A 16,609-nucleotide genomic window follows, 5' to 3' on the forward strand; every position below is an offset into this window, starting at 1 on the left:
ACTGCCCGCCCCTCCCCATGCGCGACATCCTTGTCACCCTGATCGTGTTTGCCAGCCTGCCGTTGATCGTCCGTACCCCCGTCAACGGCGTGCTGATGTGGGTCTGGATCAGCGTGATGAATCCGCACACCCAGGGCTGGGGCTTCGCCACCACCTTTCCCTTTGCCATGATCGTCGGCGTGGCCACCCTGTTCAGCGTGGCCATCACGCGCCAGCCGAAGACCTTGCCTGCGTCAAACATCACCTTCACCCTGATCGCCTTTGTCCTGTGGATGAACGTGACCACGCTGTTTGCCATTTTTCCCGAAGCCTCGATGGTGCAATGGGGCAAAGTCATGAAGATCATGTTGATGAGCCTGGTAACCATGATGGTGATCCGCACCCGCGAAGATATCCAGCGCATGGTCTGGGTGCTGACCTTGTCGCTGGGCTTCTACGGCGTAAAAGGCGGTATCTTTACCGTGCGCAGCGGTGGCCAGGACCGGGTGTGGGGGCCGGTGGGCACCTTCATCGGCGACAACAATTCGCTGGCGCTGGCCCTGATCATGACCATCCCGTTGATGCGCTACCTGCAACAGACCACCGACCGGCGCTGGGTGTGGCATGCGCTGACCGTCATGATGCTGTTGTCGGCGCTGGCCGCATTGGGTTCCTACTCGCGCGGCGGCTTGCTGGCGATCGGCGCCATGGTGATTTACATGTGGCTGCAAAGCCACAACAAGCTGGTGACCGGGATGCTGATCATGCTGCTCACCCCGCTGGCGCTGCTGTTCATGCCCGAGCGCTGGAGCGAACGCATGGACAGCATCGGCGACTACCAGAACGACGGCTCGGCCCTGGGCCGCATCAATGCCTGGCACATGGCGTACAACCTGGCCAAGGACCGCTTCTTCGGCGGCGGTTACGAGGTTTCCGAAGCGTCCGTATTCCTCCTGTACGCGCCCGATCCCAAGGCTATCCATGCCGCCCACAGCATTTATTTCCAGGCGCTGGGCGAGCATGGTTTTGTGGGCCTGTTCATCTACCTGCTGCTGGGTTGGCAAACCTGGCGCTCCGCCTCGTGGATCGTGCGCCACAGCGAAGGTATCGCCGACCTGGCCTGGGCCGGCCACCTGGCCCGCATGATGCAGGCCAGCCTGGCCGGTTTTGCTGTCGGTGGCGCCTTCCTCAGCCTGTTGTATTACGACGTACCGTATTACCTGATGGCGGTGGTGGTTGCCACCCGTATCGAGGTGGCGCGGTACCGCGCGCAGGCGCCTGCCGCACTACCGACGCCTGCTCTCACACTGGAGCGTGCCCGATGACCGGAGACCTGTCGCTGCTGATGTACCACCGCGTGCTGCCGGCAGCCGATCCGCTGCTGCCCGGCACACCGGACCAGGCCACGTTCGCCCGGCAGCTGCGGCTGGTGAAGCGCTGGTTCCGGGTGCTGCCGCTGCCGCTGGCGCTCGACCTGCTGGACCAGCATCGCCTGCCCGCGCGCGCGCTGGCCATTACCTTCGACGACGGCTACGCCGACAACGCCGAACTGGCGCTGCCGATCCTGCAAGACCTGGGCTTGTCCGCCACTTTTTTTATCGCCAGCGCCTACCTGGACGGCGGCCGGATGTGGAACGACGCCATCATCGACCATGTGCGGCAAGTGCCAGCCGGCATGCTCGACGGCGGCAGCGCCGGCCTGGGACTGCTGCCCGTGCACACGCCCGCCCAGCGCTGCCAGGCCATCGCGCAAATGCTGGCGGCACTCAAGTACCGGCCGTTCGGCGAGCGCCAGGCCATCGCCGACCAGCTGGCGCCGCCCGGCGCAGCGCCGTTGATGATGACTTCGCACCAGGTCGCACAACTGCACCGCGCCGGCATGACCATCGGCGGCCATACCCACCGCCATCCGATCCTGGCCACATTGAACGATGCGGCAGCACGCCAGGACATCGCAGAAAACCGCCAACGCCTGGCGCAATTGACCGGCGCCCCGGTCGATTTGTTCGCCTACCCCAACGGCAAGCCAGGCGCCGACTTCGACGTTCGCCATCCCGCCCTGCTGCGCGACCTGGGTTTCCGTGCCGCAGTCACCACCAGCCCCGGCATTACCCGCGCAGGCACCGACCGCCTGCTTCTGCCGCGCTACACGCCGTGGCAGGCCGACAGCCCGCGTTTTTTATTGGGGTTGATGATGAACCGGCGCCGATCAAGCCCTCAGCAGTGATCGGCCAGGGCCGCGTGGGCGGTGCCGGGAACCTCCGCCCGCTGCGCGCTTTGCACGCGCAGCCACTGCTCCAGCATCATCAACACCCACACCATGGTGCCGTGATACGCCGGATGCTCGTGCACCATCCTTCCGGTCAGCGCATCGATGAAACTGGCGCGCACGATGTGGCGCGATTTGAGGTCGCTCAGGCTGTCGTACGCCAGCGCACGCAGACCCGCATGCTCTTGCAGCCAGTGGCCGAACGGCAGGCCGAAACCGTGCTTGCGCTTGCGCACGATGGCGCGCGGCAGGTGATCGGCCAGCGCCTGCTTGAAAAAATGCCGCAACTGCGTGCCAAGCAGCTTGGCTTCCGGGGCCAGGCGGGCGGAGAATTCCAGCATGGCGTCGGACAGGAACGGAAACGCCACTTCCACCCCCGCCAGCTCGCATGCCTGGCGCACCTTGGGCAGGTCGTTGTCGGCCAGCGTGAAACGCATGTCGAGCGCCTGCATGCGGTTGATTTGCGCGAGCGCGTCGGCCTGCCAGTAGCAGGCGTCGAGTTCCGCTTGCGGCATCGACGTGTCGATCCGCGCCAGAAATTCGGTAGTCAGCACCTCGCTTGGGCCGTAGCGGCGCAGCAGGTTGTAGGTCTCCAGCCGGGCCGGCATGCTGACCAGCGCCTGGTCCACGTAGCTGCGCGCCTTGCGCAACGGCGCCACATCGAGTCCGCCCAGGGCGCCGAACAGCAGCGGCTCGAGCAGCAACTGCCGGCACGCCGACGGCAACTGCTCGTAGCGAGCGAACACTGCCTGCCGCGCATAGCGCTCGTTGCCGCCGAATAGCTCGTCGCCGCCATCGCCGCCGATCATGCGGGTAACGCCATCGGCGGCGGCCATGCGCGCGCAAAAATAGGCGGGCACCAGCGACGCATTGGCGAACGGCTGGTCGCAGGCGGCCGCCAGCTTTGGCACGGCTGCCACCACGTCGTCGGCGGTGACATAGTATTCGTGGTGGTCGGTGTCGAAATGATGGGCAGCCAGGCGCGCGTACTGCATTTCGTCGTAACCCGGCACGTCGAAGCCGATCGAATAGGTTTGGGGGCGCTCGTCGCGCACCTGGCCCAGGATGCCGGCCAGGGTCGAGCTGTCGGTGCCGCCGCTGAGGAAAGCGCCCACCTTGCCTTGGCCCGATGCCGCGCGCACCGCGTCCTGCAAGATGGCGCGAAATTCCTGTTTCCGGCCGGCGAACGGCGGGCGATTGTGCTCGTCGAAGTGCAAACGCCAGTAGCTGGCGCGCGTGGCTTTACCGTGCCGGTACAGCAGGTACTCGCCCGGCAGCAGCCGCGCCTGGCCGGCAAACGCCGTGTGCGGCGCCGGTATCATGTGAAAGTGCAGGTAGTGGTATAGCGCCTGAGGATCGGCCGCGCGCGCGGCGTCGGGATGGCTTAGCAAGTCCGCCGCCGACGATCCGAACAACAGCCCGTGCGGCGTGCGCTGGTACAGCAGCGGCAGCGACCCGCAACGGTCCACCGCCAGGCATACCTGGCCGGCCACGGTATCGACAATCGCCAGCGCGAACGCGCCTGACAGGGCCTGGCAGGCCTGCGGACCACTTGTCTGCCACAACTGCGCCAACCGTTCGGCCACGCGATCGGCGCGTTCGCCCAGCATTGGCCTGCCCCACAGCGCAACCAGCAAGCCCTCGCGCCGGTACAGATGGCAGGCGCCGTCCGGCGCCGCCACTGCCACCGCACCGAACGGCGTTTGCAGCGTATGGAGCTCCGTGCCGCTGGTGGTCAGGCGCTTCCCCATCGCGCTTATGACTTCCGCCACAACGTCCTGCGCCCTGCCATAAAAGCCGCACAAACCGCTCATACCAGCACCTCCAGCGGGGCGGGATGGCCGAGAAAGGCCGTGGGACTGGCTGTCAAACCATAGGCACCGGACTGGAATACCACCACCAGGTCGCCCGGCTCGGCGCGCGCGAGCTCCATGCGGTCGGCCAGCAGATCGAGCGGCGTGCACAGGGGGCCGACCACGGTGACCGTCTCGCGTGCGTCGCCAGCGATGCGGTTGCCGATCGCCACCGGGTAGTTCTTGCGCAGCACCTGGCCGAAATTGCCTGATGCCGCCAGGTGGTGGTGCATGCCGCCGTCCGTGACCAGGAACACCTGGCCATGCGACAGCTTGCGCTCGATCACCCGGCACACGTAAAGGCCCGCCTCGGCCACCAGGTAGCGGCCCAGTTCCAGCACCAGCCGGGTATCGGTCCACTCGCTGCGCAGCAATTCGACCAGCGGATGCAGCCCCTGCGCCACTGCGTGCAAGTCGAGCGGGCGCTCACCCGGAAAATACGGCACACCGAAGCCGCCGCCGATATTGAGCACGCGTACCGGCGACGGTGCGTGCTCGGCCAGTTCGAGCCCCAACACCACGCAGGCGTGCTGGGCTTCGCAAATCGCCGCCGCCGACAGGTTTTGCGCACCGCAGAACAGGTGGAAGCCGTAAAAGTCCAGCCCCAGGCGCGCCATCCGGCGCAGCATGGCCGGTACTTTTTCTGCATCGACGCCGAACTGGCGCGCGCCGCCGGCCATCTTCATGCCAGCTTGCTTGAGTTCGAAATCGGGATTGACCCGCACCGCCACCCGTGGCGTGATGCCCAGCAGGTCGCCGGCAGCCAGCACGCGGTTCATCTCCTCCTCCGATTCGAGGTGGATCAGCACGCCGGCCGCGACGGCACTGCGCAATTCGCTCGCGCGCTTGCCGGGACCGGCAAAGCTGATGCTGTGCGGCGCCATACCGGTGTCAAGAGCAGTCTTCATCTCGCCGGCCGAAGCGACGTCGAAACCGTCCACCAGCGTTGCCAGCAATTGTGCCACGGCCGGCATCGGATTGGCCTTCAGTGCGTAATGCAGGTGCACCCCGGCTGGCAGTTCGCTGCGCAGCAGCGCCACGCGCGAAGCGATGTGGCTGCGTTCATACGCGTAGAACGGCGTACGACCCACGCGCTCGGCCAGGCGGGACAAGGCCACGCCGCCGATCTGCAAGCTGTCCTCCTGCACCGGGAACTGGCGCTGCGGCGCGTGACGGGCCGGTGCAAACTGGTCCAGCAAGGCGGCGGTCATGAGGCCACCTGCTCGGCAGCGCGCACGCCGGCGGCCAACTCGGTAGCGATGCACACCCGATCGAGCTTGCCGTTGGGGTTGCGCGGCAGCGGCTCGTCGCGCAGCTCGATCTGCAACGGCACCATGTAGGAAGGCAGCGTGCGCCGGCAGGCGGCCAGCAGTTCGGTTTCTCCGGCGTCGATGTCTGCCTTGATGCACACCACCAGCGCAATCGATTGGCCCAGCAGCGGATGCGGCATGCCGATCGCTACCGCCTCGGCCACCAGCCCGGTGTCGTACACCACTTCCTCGACCTCGGACGGGCTGACGCGGTAGCCGGACGTCTTGATCATGTCGTCGCTGCGGCCGATGAAGTATAAAAATCCTTCGGTATCGACGCGCACCGTATCGCCCGACCACACGGCCATGTCCGGCAATGGCAGGCCGCCGCTTGGATCGCGCAAGGGCCGGAAGCGTTGCGCAGTGCGGGCCGGGTCGTTCCAGTACCCGAGCGACACCAGCGCACCGCGATGGACCAGTTCTCCCGGCTCGTCGGGCGCACAGCGGCTGCCGTCGGGCCGCAGCACCAGGATCTCGGCGTTGGGAATGGCCTTGCCGATGGAGTCGGGCCGGCGCCCCAGTTCCTCCGGCGGCAGGTACGTGGACCGGAAGGCTTCGGTCAGGCCGTACATCAGGTACACGCGGGTGCGCGGCAGCGCCGCCTGCAGCGCCTGCAAGGTACTGCGCTGCATGACGCCGCCCGAGTTGGTGATGTAGCGCAGGTGGCGGGCATTACTCCATCCGAGCGCCGCCAGCTGGATCCACAGCGGCGGCACCGCCGCCAGCCCCGTGATGCGCTCGCGCGCCACGGTCTCGATGACGTCGCGCACCAGCAGGTGGTTTTGCAGCACGGCGCAGGCACCCACGGCAAACGCGGTAGTCAGCTGGCTCAGGCCATAGTCAAAGCTGAGCGGGAGCACGCACAGGATGCGGTCCTCGGGCACATTGTGCAGGTAGGCGGAGACGCTCAGCGCGCCCGCCACCAGGTTGCGGTGCGAGAGCACTACGCCCTTGGGCCGGCCGGTGCTGCCGGACGTGTACAGGATGGCCGCCATGTCGGCGTCGATCACGGCATGTGGCGCGCGCGGGCTGGAACCCTGCATCGCCGCCTGCCAGCCCAGCAAGCGCACGCCCTCCACCGGCCCCACGCCTGCCAGCGGACCGGCCAGGACCACCGTGTGCAGATCGGCGCACTTTGCCAGTTCGCCGTCCATGGCCAACGTGGCCAGGCGTTCGGGCGACGTCACCAGCAGCCGCACATTGCAGTCGCGCAGGATATGCACGACCTGCGCCGTCTTGAGCACCGGGTTTATCGGCACAAACACCAGGCCTGCTGCGGCCGCACCGAACATCGCCACCACGGCCTCTTCGCGCTTTTCCAGGTACACGGCCACCCGTTCGCCGCGCGCCATGCCGGCACCCAGCCAGGCATCTGCGGCCACCTTTACCTGGCCGGCCAGCACATCGTAAGTCAGCACGTCGCCGTCGTGCGCCAGCGCGTGGCGCTGCGGCATGCGGTATGCGGATTGGTAAATCAGATCATGCAAGAGTTGTGGCACGAGTTGCGGAACGATTGGCGTCATGGCGGCGGTCCTGTCGAGAGAAAGGTTCCAAGTCCTCCATGATCGAAACAAATCGCCAGCGCGCTGTTGACACAGATCAAAGGCCCAGTCCGCTTGTGCGGGCGCAAGCCACAAGCGGCGGGGCCAGTGTCTAATCGCGGTTTCCCCCGTGTTGGAATTCCTCATGGCAACTAACCTGCGACAGACGCTAGCCCAGATGGGCTGGCAAAACGCGGCCCTGTACTGGCTAGCACGCGTGCTGGCGCGGGCCAGTGGCGGCCGCTGGCGTATCCATCGTTACCATTTCGTAGCGCAGTACCTCGGCGAGACATCGGTGATCGGCGCGCGCGGACGCGATATCGAGATTCTCCCGCACGATCCGCAGGCTGCACTGCCGCCCGGCTATCCCCGTGCGGCCCGCGTGGTGGCGGCGCGCCATGCCCAGGGCGCCCGCAGCCTGCAGGCCTGGCGCCATGGCCGGCTGGCGGGTTTTCTGTGGCTGGTCCACGGCGCCTACCACGAAGACGAAGTACGCGCGCGCTTCGAGCTGGCCTCGCCACAGTCCTGCTGGGACTTCGATGTGTGGATCGCGCCCGAGCAGCGGCTGGGATTGACGTTTGCCCGTCTGTGGGACGCCGCCCGCGCGCAACTGCGCCAGCATGGCACGCGCTGGACTTGCAGCCGCATCTCCGCCTTCAATCCGGGTTCGTTGCGCGCCCATGCCGGGCTGGGACCGGCCCTGATACCGCTTGGCTCCGCGTTGATCATCTGCTGCGGCGGCTGGCAATGGATGTTTTCCAGCGTGGCCCCGCGTTTCCATCTGTCGCGCACGCCGTCGTCGTTCCCCCGCCTGACCTTCGACACCGGCGCATTGTCCTTACCCACCAGGGAGCACTCATGAACAATCTCGAAAACCAGGTCTGTGACGTCTTGCGCGGCACGCTGGGCCTGGGCAAGATGCCGCTGTCGGCCGACTCGCCGTTGCTGGGCGCCCTGCCGCAACTCGACTCGATGGCCGTGCTGGCGCTGTTGACGGCACTCGAAGAATACTTCGGCATCGCCATCCTCGACGATGAAATCAGCGCCCGCCATTTTGCCACGGTGGGCACACTGACCGCCTTCGTGCAGTCCAAGCGGCCGTGAGCGCGCAACCGTTCTTCCTGCCGGCGGGTGACGCCGGCCCGGGCCAGCGCTTTTGCCTGCACCAGGCTGCCAGTCCGGCAGTGGCCGCACGCGGCGCCATCATCTATATCCATCCGTTTGCGGAAGAGATGAACAAGAGCCGACGCATGGCGGCGTTGCAAGCGCGCGCGTTTGCCGGTGCCGGCTTCCACGTGCTGCACATCGACCTGTATGGCTGCGGCGACAGCAGCGGCGATTTTGCCGACGCGCGCTGGGAACTGTGGCGCGAGGACGTGGCCCTGGCCGCCCACTGGCTGCGCGACAGCTTTCCCGGTCCGCTGACCCTGTGGGGTCTGCGCTTGGGCGCCCTGCTGGCGCTCGACTGCGCCCACCGCCTGCGCCCGGATGGTCTGCTGCTGTGGCAAGCAGTGGTGAGCGGTCAGGCGCACCTGCACCAGTTTGCACGCCTGCAAACCGCCGCGCGCCTGTTCGGCGGCGACACTGCGCCGGGTGCAGACAACCACGACATCGCCGGCTACACCATCGCCCCTGCCCTGGCCGACGCCATCCGCAGGCAGGAAGCGCAGCCGCTGCCGCCCCCATGCCCGGTGCAGTGGCTGGAACTGGCGCCGGCATCTACCGAGCAGCCCCCCGCGCTGCAGGCGGCATCGATGCTGGTCATCGACCGCTGGCGCCAGGCCGGTGCCAGCGTCACTGCAAGGGCGCTGGGCGGCACGCCGTTCTGGAACAGCAGCGAGATTGTCGAGGTACCCGCCTTGCTGGACGCATCGCTGGACGCCATGGACTCCCTCGCTCCGGCAGGAGTTTTACCATGACGGCGACCGAGCACGCGCTGCGCTTTGCCTGCCGGGGCCAGGGCCTGGTCGGTATCCTGCATCTGCCGGCTCAACCGCTGGCGCGCGGTGTGCTGGTCGTTACCGGCGGGCCGCAGTACCGTGCGGGCAGCCATCGCCAGTTCGTGCTGCTCGGTCGTCATCTGGCTGCCGCCGGGATTGCCGTCATGCGCTTCGATTATCGCGGCATGGGCGACAGCGAAGGCGCAGTACACGGCTTCGACGACATCGACGACGACCTGCAAGCGGCCATCGACCAGTTCTTTTCTGCCGTGCCGCAGTTGCGCGAACTGGTGTTGTGGGGCCTGTGCGATGGCGCCACGGCCGCCGCTTTCCACGCCGCTGCCGACCGCCGCATCAGCGGATTGGTACTACTCAACCCCTGGGTGCGCACGGACGCTGGCGCGGCCCAGGCCACCTTGCGCCACTATTACCTGCGGCGCCTGTGCTCGGGCGCCTTCTGGCGCAAGCTCGCTGGCGGCGCGGTCGATGCCAACGCCTCGCTGGCTTCCCTGCGCCGGTCGGCGCTGGTCGCGCGGCGCGGGAAACACAGGCCAGGCGCCGACGACCTGCCAGCGCGCCTGCACCGCGCGCTGACGCGCTTCCCGGGCCGTATCCTGGTCATCCTGGCCGGCGCCGACCTGGTGGCGCGCGAGTTCGAGGCACTGTCCGAACAACACCCGCACTGGCGCCAATTGCTTGAAGCACCGCGCGTCCGCCGGATCGCCATCGCCGACGCCAATCACACCTTCGCCCGTCGGGCATGGCGCGACCGCGTGGCGCAAGCGACCGGCGAATGGCTCACATCATGGTAAAACGTGTGCTGATGGTCGCGTTTCACTACCCGCCGCTGCAAGGCGGCAGCGGCATCCAGCGCACGCTGGCATTTTCCCGCCATTTGCCCGCATGCGGCTGGGAGCCGCTGGTGCTGACGGTCACCCCCGGCGCCCACGCCAGCCTGGCACCGGGTGGCGCCGACCAAGATGGTTGCATCGTCCACCGCACGCGGGCGCTCGACGCCAGTCGCCACCTGGCCATCAAGGGCCGTTATCCCGACCTGCTGGCCATGCCCGATCGCTGGGCTACTTGGTTGATCAGTGCCGTGCCGGCCGGCCTGCGGCTGATCCGCCGCTACCGGCCGGACCTGATCTGGTCCACCTACCCGATCGCCACCGCCCATCTGGTGGCGCTGGCCCTGCATCGCGCCAGCGGTCTGCCGTGGATCGCCGACCAGCGCGACCCGATGCTCGACGACGACTATCCGGCAGACCTGCGGCGCCGGCGCCTGCACGCCTGGATCGAACAGCGCGTGATGGCGCGTTGTGCTGCCGTGGTCTGCACCACGCCCGGGGCGGTGGTAGCCTTGCGTGAACGCCACCTGCGCCGCGCCAGATGCCAGGTCAGGCTGATCGAGAACGGCTACGACGAAGATGCTTTCTACAACGCGAAGAAACTCCCTGCGTCCAACACTCATGCCCGGCAACCATTCAGGCTACTGCACAGCGGCGTGATTTATCCGTCCGAACGCGATCCCGCGCCGTTGTTCACGGCTCTGGCCAGACTGCACAGCGGCGGCGAGATCGGTCCGGCCACATTCCGCCTGGTACTGCGTGCCAGCGGCCATGACGACCACTTGCGCGCCATGCTGTCCCGCCATCCCGGGCTGTCGTCGCTGGTGGAACTGGCGCCGCCGTTGCCTTATCCCGCTGCCCTGCGCGAGATGCTCGATGCCGACGCCCTGCTGCTGCTGCAAGCGGCCAATTGCAACGCCCAAATTCCGGCCAAGTTTTACGAATACCTGCGTGCGCAACGGCCGGTCCTGGCGCTGACCGACGCCGCCGGCGACACCGCCTCCGCGCTGCGCCACGCCGGCCTGGACACCATCGCCCCGCTCGACGATGCCGAAAAAATCGCCATCGCGCTGCGCCGCTTCGTTGCGCTGTGCCGGCATGGCCAGGCGCCGCTGGCCAGCGCGCAGACGGTGGCAGATCACGCCCGCAGCGCACGCACGCGCGAACTGGCGGCCCTCTTCGACGCCATCCATCACAAGGAGCTGCCATGAAACACCTGAAACCGCACCGCCTCGCCAGCCTGGCCACCGCCTGCCTGTTGTCAACCGCCCTGGTGGCCGGGGCCGCGCCGTTGCCTGTCTGCCCGGATTACGTACCCGGCAAACCAGGGGGCGACTACAACGATCCCACCGACCGCGAAGGACTCACGGTCGTCGAACAGTTTCACTTCACACCGCCCGTGGAGAGCCTGGTCAAGGGCGCCTCCGGCCCGTTGGGCGGCGATATCGGCTACACGCTCGACCACTTTCCCAATCACCACCGGGCTTTGGCGGCCATGATGAAGCTCGCCCTGCGCGAAAAAAACCGCAAGCCGCCCGGCGCGCGCTACACGATCGACTGCTACTTCGAGCGCGCCACCCGGTTCCGTCCCAACGATGCCAAGGTGCGCACGCTGCACGGTAGCTACCTGCTGGCCATCGGCCGCCAGGACGACGCCCTCGAACAGCTGGAAAAGGCGGCCGTGCTGGAGCCGGCCAATCCCACCGCACACTACAACCTGGGCCTGCTCTACGTGCAAAAGCAGCAGTACGACAAGGCACGCGCCAGCGCCCAGCAGGCCTACAAAATGGGATTTCCGCTGCCGGGACTGAAGAACAAGCTCGTCGCCGCCGGTCAGTGGAAAGAAGCAAACTAGTGAGCGCCTGACAAAGCCTCCAGAGCAATGCGCAGCGACGAAGACAATATGAATGCACGGCGAGAAGATGCAACGCGGCTATGAAAGTTTTATCACGCGCTCACTTCAGACCGTGGTGATTCATCAAGTCATATAAAGTGGGGCGACTGATGCCCAGCAATTCCGCGGCCCGGACGATATTGCCATCCACCCGCGCTAGCGCCTTGACCATGACCTTGTATTCGGCGGCATCGCGCGCCTGGCGCAGGTTGAGGTTTTCTTCCACGGCTTCGATGGCAGGCAAGTCCAGGTCGGCCGGGGTGATCTGCGCGCCGTCGGCCATGACCACCGCGCGGCGTATACAATTTTCCAGTTCGCGCACATTACCCGGCCAAGCATGCGCTTCCAGCGCGGCAATGGCATCGGCACTGAAACTGAGCGCGGGACGCGCTTCGCTGGCACAGAAACGGTGCTTGAAATGATGCGCCAGCAAGGCGCAATCGCCGGCGCGCTCGCGCAGCGGTGGAATCGCCAGCACGATCTCGCCCAGCCGGTAATACAAATCCGCGCGGAAGCGCCCTTCTTTCGCCAGCGCCTTCAGATCCTGGTGGGTGGCGCACACGATACGCACGTCGATGGCGATCTCCTGGCGCCCGCCCACGCGTTCGATCACCCGCTCCTGCAAGAAGCGCAGCAGCTTCGCTTGCAACGGCAAGGCCATGTCGCCGATCTCGTCGAGAAAAAGTGTGCCGCCGTGTGCCATTTCCAGCTTGCCGATGCTCTGGCGCTGAGCGCCCGTGAAAGCGCCCTTTTCGTGGCCGAACAATTCGCTCTCGAGCAGTTGCTCAGGAATCGCCGCACAGTTGATGGCCACGAAACGCTTGTCGCGCCGCCCGGACAGGCCGTGCAGGCCGCGCGCGACGAGCTCCTTGCCGCTGCCGGAGTCGCCCAGCAGCATCACCGAGGCTGATGACGGTGCGATCTTCTCGACGTTGCGACACAGCTTGAGCATGGCCGGGTCGCGCGTGATGATGCCGGCCAGTGGCGAGTCGGCCTCGATCTGCATCATGCGCCGGTTTTCCTGCTGCATCGCGTGCAAGGTACGGGCGCGCGCAATCACCAGCGCCAGGGTGGCGGCATCGGGCGGCTTTTGATGGAAATCGTAGGCGCCCATGGCGATGGCCTTGAGCGCATTGGCGCGGTCGCGGTTGCCCGACAGGACGATCACCTTCAGGTCGGGCGCCACTGCCAGCATCTGCGCCAGCAGGGCCAGGCCTTCGCTGGCGCCGTCGGCATCGGGCGGCAGGCCCAGATCCATGGTGGCCACCGCCGGCTGGTGGCGGCGCAGCTGCGCCATCGCCGTCTCGCGGTCGTGGGCCACCACCACGTCGTCGTCGTCGAATGCCCAGCGCAGCTGCTGTTGCAGCCCCGGGTCGTCTTCCACTACCAGCAATTTCGCTTTAGCCATCGTGCTTCTCCTGGTGTACAACGTCCAGCGTGATGCAAAAACGGGTGCCGACGCCGGGCATGCTGACCACGTCGATTGCGCCGCCCAATTCCTGCAGATATTCGCGCGCTTCGAACACGCCGATGCCCATGCCCGCCGGCTTGGTGGAGTCGAACGGCTGGAACAGGCGGTCGCTCACGAAATCGGCCGACATGCCCTGGCCGGTATCGGCCACCTCGATCAGGGCCGATTCTCCCCGGTGCTCCAGGCGCACGATCACTCTGCCATCCGCATCGGTGGCCTCCACCGCGTTGAGGATCAAATGGGCGAACACACGCTCCAGCCGTTCGGGCTGGGCGGCCACCAGCAGCGGTGCGGACGGCACCACCAGCACCGGTTGCGGCGCCAGGCCGGCACACGCCTGCACGGCGCGGGTCAGCGCCGCGCCCAGGTCCACCAGCACGGCCGGTTCCGCAGCGTCAGCGTCCGGAGCCTGGTGCAGCTTGCGCAGCAAGTGCTGCATTTTTCCCAGCGCGTGGCGCGACGTGTCCAGTATGGCATCCTGGAACTGCGGGTTGTCGCGGTGCCGCTCGGCATTCGAGAGCAGCAAGCCCAGTTGCGTTACGAGGTTCTTCAAATCGTGGGCGACGAATGCCGTCATGCGGTTGAACGACTCGAACTGGCGCGCCACGGCCAGGTCGTTGGCATACTGCCGGTGCGCCAGCACGGCGGCAGCCTGGCGCCCGGCGATGCGCAGCACGTCGCGCACTTCCCAGTTGACCGCTACCGGCGCGCGCGGCGGCGCCAGGCACACGAAGCCGAACAGCCGCCGGTCGAGCAGCAGTGGCGCCATCAGCCACACGGCCGGCCCAGCCGCCTCCAGCCACGCCGGCACGGGCAGATCGCCATACAGCGACGACTGGCGGCGCCATGCCGCCGGTTCCACCACCCATTGACGCGCCTCCAGCAACTGGCACAACCCGCTGCCTGCCGCTAGTGCACTCTCGGTCACACGTGGCAGGGGCAAGTTCCAGGCAGCCGCAGGCTTGAACGCCGAGTCGCCGTGCCGCAGCCACAACACGCCGGCAGGGCTTTCTACCAGGCCGGCCAGCGCTTCAATGATCCGTTCCGGCAGCGGTCCGCCAGCGGCACCCAAGCCGTGCGTGAAGCGCTGCCATTCCTCGCGGTAGTCGTAGCGCGCCCGATAGAAATGCTTGCCGATCAGGACTTTCAGACGTGCCCGCACCGCGCCCGAAAACAGCACCGCCGCCAGCAGCAGCACCGCGCCGCACAGACAGCCAAGCTGCATCACGGGTCCCCATGCACCGCCCACAAGCCGCAGGTACCAGGCGCTGGCCGCCATCGCCAGCAGGTAGCCGGCGGCGCCCAGCAGGGCCACCGATCGGAACATGATTTGCCGCGAGAACTGAAAGTTATGTCCCCACGCAGGATTGCGGCGCAACGCTGCGATCAGCAACGGCACGCACAGCGCGTTCACCACCCCGCGTGCGCCCCAGATATCGATCGAAACCCGCTGGAACAGCAAGGCGTCCGCGTAAAGGTAGACGTCATACGCGAACAGCGCGCCGATGCCCAGGCAGGCCAGCTTGATGCCCCAGCGCGCGCCGGGTGGCGCGGCCCGGTACACCTGCTCTACCAGCAGCATGCCGGTCACCGCCAGCGCCAATCGCATCATGGTCAGGTGGACCGCGCCAACCCACGGCAGGGCCAGAGCGGAGAGTTGCAGCGCTGCCGCGACACCCACCGCGACCGACCAGCGGCGCCGATGCGCACCGGCGCCGCCCATGGCAGTCAGTGCGAGCAGCCAGGCCGCCGTACGCAGCACCTCCGGTCCGTCGATCAACCACACCTGGCGGAGATCGGTCGCGCCTGAGAATGCGGCCATGCCGGCCCAGAAGAAGGACAGCAATGCTGCCAGGGCAATGTGGAATGCCAGCGGCGCCCGCCGGCGCCGTGCGGCGGACATGAAGAGCAGCAGGAACGCCCCCGCCGCCAGGCCGTAGCTGGCGATCGACACAGCCAGCGGTTGCAACCACCATGCCGCGTGCAGTTGCCATCCATCGAACCACAGCGGCATCAGCGCCCCTTGCCGAACAGGACCACCTGCACCGTATCGACCAGGATCAGCACATCGAGGAACAAGCTGTTGTTCTTGACGTAGTACAGGTCGTACTGCAGCTTGCACACGGCGTCGTCAAACGAGGCGCCGTAGCTGTAGCGCACCTGCGCCAGGCCGGTGATGCCCGGCTTGATCCCGTGCCGCATGTTGTAGTAGGCGATGTCGCGCGCCAGTTGGTCGACAAAATAGCTGCGCTCCGGACGCGGCCCGACAAAACTCATCTCGCCCTTGAACACGTTGAGCATCTGCGGCAGTTCGTCGATGCGCAGCTTGCGCAGCCAGCGGCCCACACGGGTCACGCGCGGATCGTCCTCGGTGGCCCAGGTGGGCGTGCCGTCGCGCTCCGCGTCGATGCGCATGCTGCGGAATTTCAGAACCCGGAACAGGCGGTTGTCGCGTCCCACCCGCTCCTGCTGGTAAAACACCGGACCGCCATCTTCCAGGCGTATGGCCAGCGCGGCCAGCAGCATCACCGGCATCGTCGCCAGCCCGATGAAGGCGCTGGCAGCCAGGTCAAACGCGCGCTTGACGGCAGCCCGGAACAGGCTCTGGTCGAAGCCACCGCCGAAAATCAGATAGCTCGGTTGCAGCGAGTCGAGCCGGATCTGGCATGCCTCGCGCTCGAAAAAAGTGGCGGCGTCGGTGACGCGCACGCCGCCCACCGCGCATTCAAGCAGTTGGCGCACCGGGAAGCCGCCGTTACGGCGATCCGACACCGAGACGATGATTTCATCGGCCGCGTAACGCCGCGCCAGGGCCAGCAACGACAGGTCCGGCGGCAACACCAGCGCGGGCGGCACGCGCAGCTGTTCTCCTTCGACCGGTACGCAGCCGACCACCCGGAACCGGTGAAAGCCGCCGCCGCCCGCAAGCTCCAGGCATTCGTGCGCGGCCGCGCCATGGCCGACGATTATCAGGCGCTTTTCCAGCATGCGCGAACCGGCCGACGTGAACACCACCACCCGCGCCAGCAGCACCGCCGCGCCGCCGAGCACGAACACCATGCTGCCCAGGCGCCCGAACTGTGGCGCCGGCAGCAGCATGGCCAGGAGGCTGAACAGGCAAAAGCCGAGCAGGAACGACGGCAATATCCGGCGCAGGGTGTTGTGCTGGTACATGCCCAGCGCCCCCATCGAAAACACCAGCACCAGCGCAAAAGCGGCGGACGGCAGATACAGGGTATCGGGCGTCAACGCCTGGCCGGGAAGCAGCAACGGTGCACTGGCCAGGGCCGCCGTGACCAGCAGCAGCACTTCCATCAGCAGCAGCAGGAAGGCCATTTTCGATACATAGTGATGAAAGATACGGATCACGATCGGCTCCCCGGCGGGCGTAAACGCGGAAGCTTCCATGATCGCAAGATCGAGTCTCCCTGCGTTTGCGTCGTCACAATCGCCGCAACGGGCAATCATCGCCGTGATCGAAACGGCGCAAAACCTGTGTAATTA

The 16,609-nt window shown here is 66.8% G+C and carries 14 protein-coding genes; 8 read left to right on the forward strand and 6 right to left on the reverse strand.

All coding sequences use genetic code 11. The features are described from left to right. Positions 1-17 precede the first annotated feature (17 nt). Both F8197_RS04965 and F8197_RS04970 read left to right on the forward strand, forming a co-directional pair. Positions 18-1,304, forward strand: coding sequence for a putative O-glycosylation ligase, exosortase A system-associated (locus tag F8197_RS04965; RefSeq protein ID WP_152880430.1), 1,287 nt, complete (start codon positions 18-20; stop codon positions 1,302-1,304). Continuing rightward, on the forward strand, positions 1,301-2,206 hold the full coding sequence (locus F8197_RS04970; RefSeq protein WP_152880432.1) for a polysaccharide deacetylase family protein: 906 nt from the start codon (positions 1,301-1,303) through the stop codon (positions 2,204-2,206). Before F8197_RS04965 ends, F8197_RS04970 begins: the two co-directional genes overlap by 4 nt. Here the strand turns inward: F8197_RS04970 and F8197_RS04975 are convergent. From F8197_RS04975 to F8197_RS04985, 3 genes are read right to left on the reverse strand one after another with little or no spacing between them, the layout of a single operon-like run. Continuing rightward, entirely contained in the window at positions 2,197-4,062 is a 1,866-nt protein-coding gene (locus F8197_RS04975) for an asparagine synthetase B (protein ID WP_152880434.1), read from the reverse strand. The two genes, F8197_RS04970 and F8197_RS04975, sit on opposite strands and share 10 nt — an antisense overlap. Then, positions 4,059-5,312: a pyridoxal-dependent decarboxylase, exosortase A system-associated gene (locus F8197_RS04980; protein ID WP_152880436.1), complete on the reverse strand. Its 1,254-nt coding sequence runs from the start codon at positions 5,310-5,312 to the stop codon at positions 4,059-4,061. Before F8197_RS04980 ends, F8197_RS04975 begins: the two co-directional genes overlap by 4 nt. Continuing rightward, positions 5,309-6,934: an acyl-CoA ligase (AMP-forming), exosortase A system-associated gene (locus F8197_RS04985; protein ID WP_152880438.1), complete on the reverse strand. Its 1,626-nt coding sequence runs from the start codon at positions 6,932-6,934 to the stop codon at positions 5,309-5,311. Before F8197_RS04985 ends, F8197_RS04980 begins: the two co-directional genes overlap by 4 nt. A 163-nt stretch (positions 6,935-7,097) precedes the next feature. Between F8197_RS04985 and F8197_RS04990 the strand changes: the two genes are divergently transcribed. Genes F8197_RS04990 through F8197_RS05015 form a run of 6 tightly spaced genes read left to right on the forward strand, consistent with a single transcriptional unit; the run spans position 7,098 to position 11,595 of the window. Next, entirely contained in the window at positions 7,098-7,814 is a 717-nt protein-coding gene (locus F8197_RS04990; protein ID WP_152880440.1) for a hypothetical protein, read from the forward strand. Then, entirely contained in the window at positions 7,811-8,056 is a 246-nt protein-coding gene (locus F8197_RS04995; protein ID WP_152880442.1) for an acyl carrier protein, read from the forward strand. The genes F8197_RS04990 and F8197_RS04995 overlap by 4 nt, the downstream gene beginning before the upstream one ends. Continuing rightward, positions 8,053-8,871 (forward strand): hydrolase 2, exosortase A system-associated, encoded by an 819-nt coding sequence (locus tag F8197_RS05000; RefSeq protein WP_373996792.1) that lies wholly within the window; start codon positions 8,053-8,055, stop codon positions 8,869-8,871. Before F8197_RS04995 ends, F8197_RS05000 begins: the two co-directional genes overlap by 4 nt. Continuing rightward, positions 8,868-9,704: a hydrolase 1, exosortase A system-associated gene (locus F8197_RS05005; protein ID WP_152880444.1), complete on the forward strand. Its 837-nt coding sequence runs from the start codon at positions 8,868-8,870 to the stop codon at positions 9,702-9,704. The genes F8197_RS05000 and F8197_RS05005 overlap by 4 nt, the downstream gene beginning before the upstream one ends. Continuing rightward, positions 9,698-10,951 carry a glycosyltransferase gene (locus tag F8197_RS05010; RefSeq protein ID WP_152880446.1) on the forward strand — a complete coding sequence of 418 codons (1,254 nt, stop codon included), beginning with the start codon at positions 9,698-9,700 and terminating at the stop codon, positions 10,949-10,951. Before F8197_RS05005 ends, F8197_RS05010 begins: the two co-directional genes overlap by 7 nt. Beyond that, on the forward strand, positions 10,948-11,595 hold the full coding sequence (locus tag F8197_RS05015; protein ID WP_152880448.1) for a tetratricopeptide repeat protein: 648 nt from the start codon (positions 10,948-10,950) through the stop codon (positions 11,593-11,595). Before F8197_RS05010 ends, F8197_RS05015 begins: the two co-directional genes overlap by 4 nt. A gap of 100 nt (positions 11,596-11,695) precedes the next feature. On the opposite strand, the gene prsR is transcribed toward F8197_RS05015, so the two are convergent. Genes prsR through F8197_RS05030 form a run of 3 tightly spaced genes read right to left on the reverse strand, consistent with a single transcriptional unit; the run spans position 11,696 to position 16,513 of the window. Further along, a complete protein-coding gene (prsR, locus tag F8197_RS05020) occupies positions 11,696-13,042 on the reverse strand; it encodes a PEP-CTERM-box response regulator transcription factor (RefSeq protein ID WP_152880449.1) in 1,347 nt (448 codons plus the stop codon). Then, positions 13,035-15,119 (reverse strand): XrtA/PEP-CTERM system histidine kinase PrsK, encoded by a 2,085-nt coding sequence (gene prsK, locus F8197_RS05025; RefSeq protein ID WP_152880451.1) that lies wholly within the window; start codon positions 15,117-15,119, stop codon positions 13,035-13,037. Before prsK ends, prsR begins: the two co-directional genes overlap by 8 nt. Next, a complete protein-coding gene (locus F8197_RS05030) occupies positions 15,119-16,513 on the reverse strand; it encodes a TIGR03013 family XrtA/PEP-CTERM system glycosyltransferase (RefSeq protein ID WP_152880453.1) in 1,395 nt (464 codons plus the stop codon). Before F8197_RS05030 ends, prsK begins: the two co-directional genes overlap by 1 nt. Positions 16,514-16,609 lie beyond the last annotated feature (96 nt).

The organism is Duganella sp. FT27W (assembly GCF_009295655.1).
GTDB lineage: Bacteria > Pseudomonadota > Gammaproteobacteria > Burkholderiales > Burkholderiaceae_D > Rugamonas > Rugamonas zoogloeoides.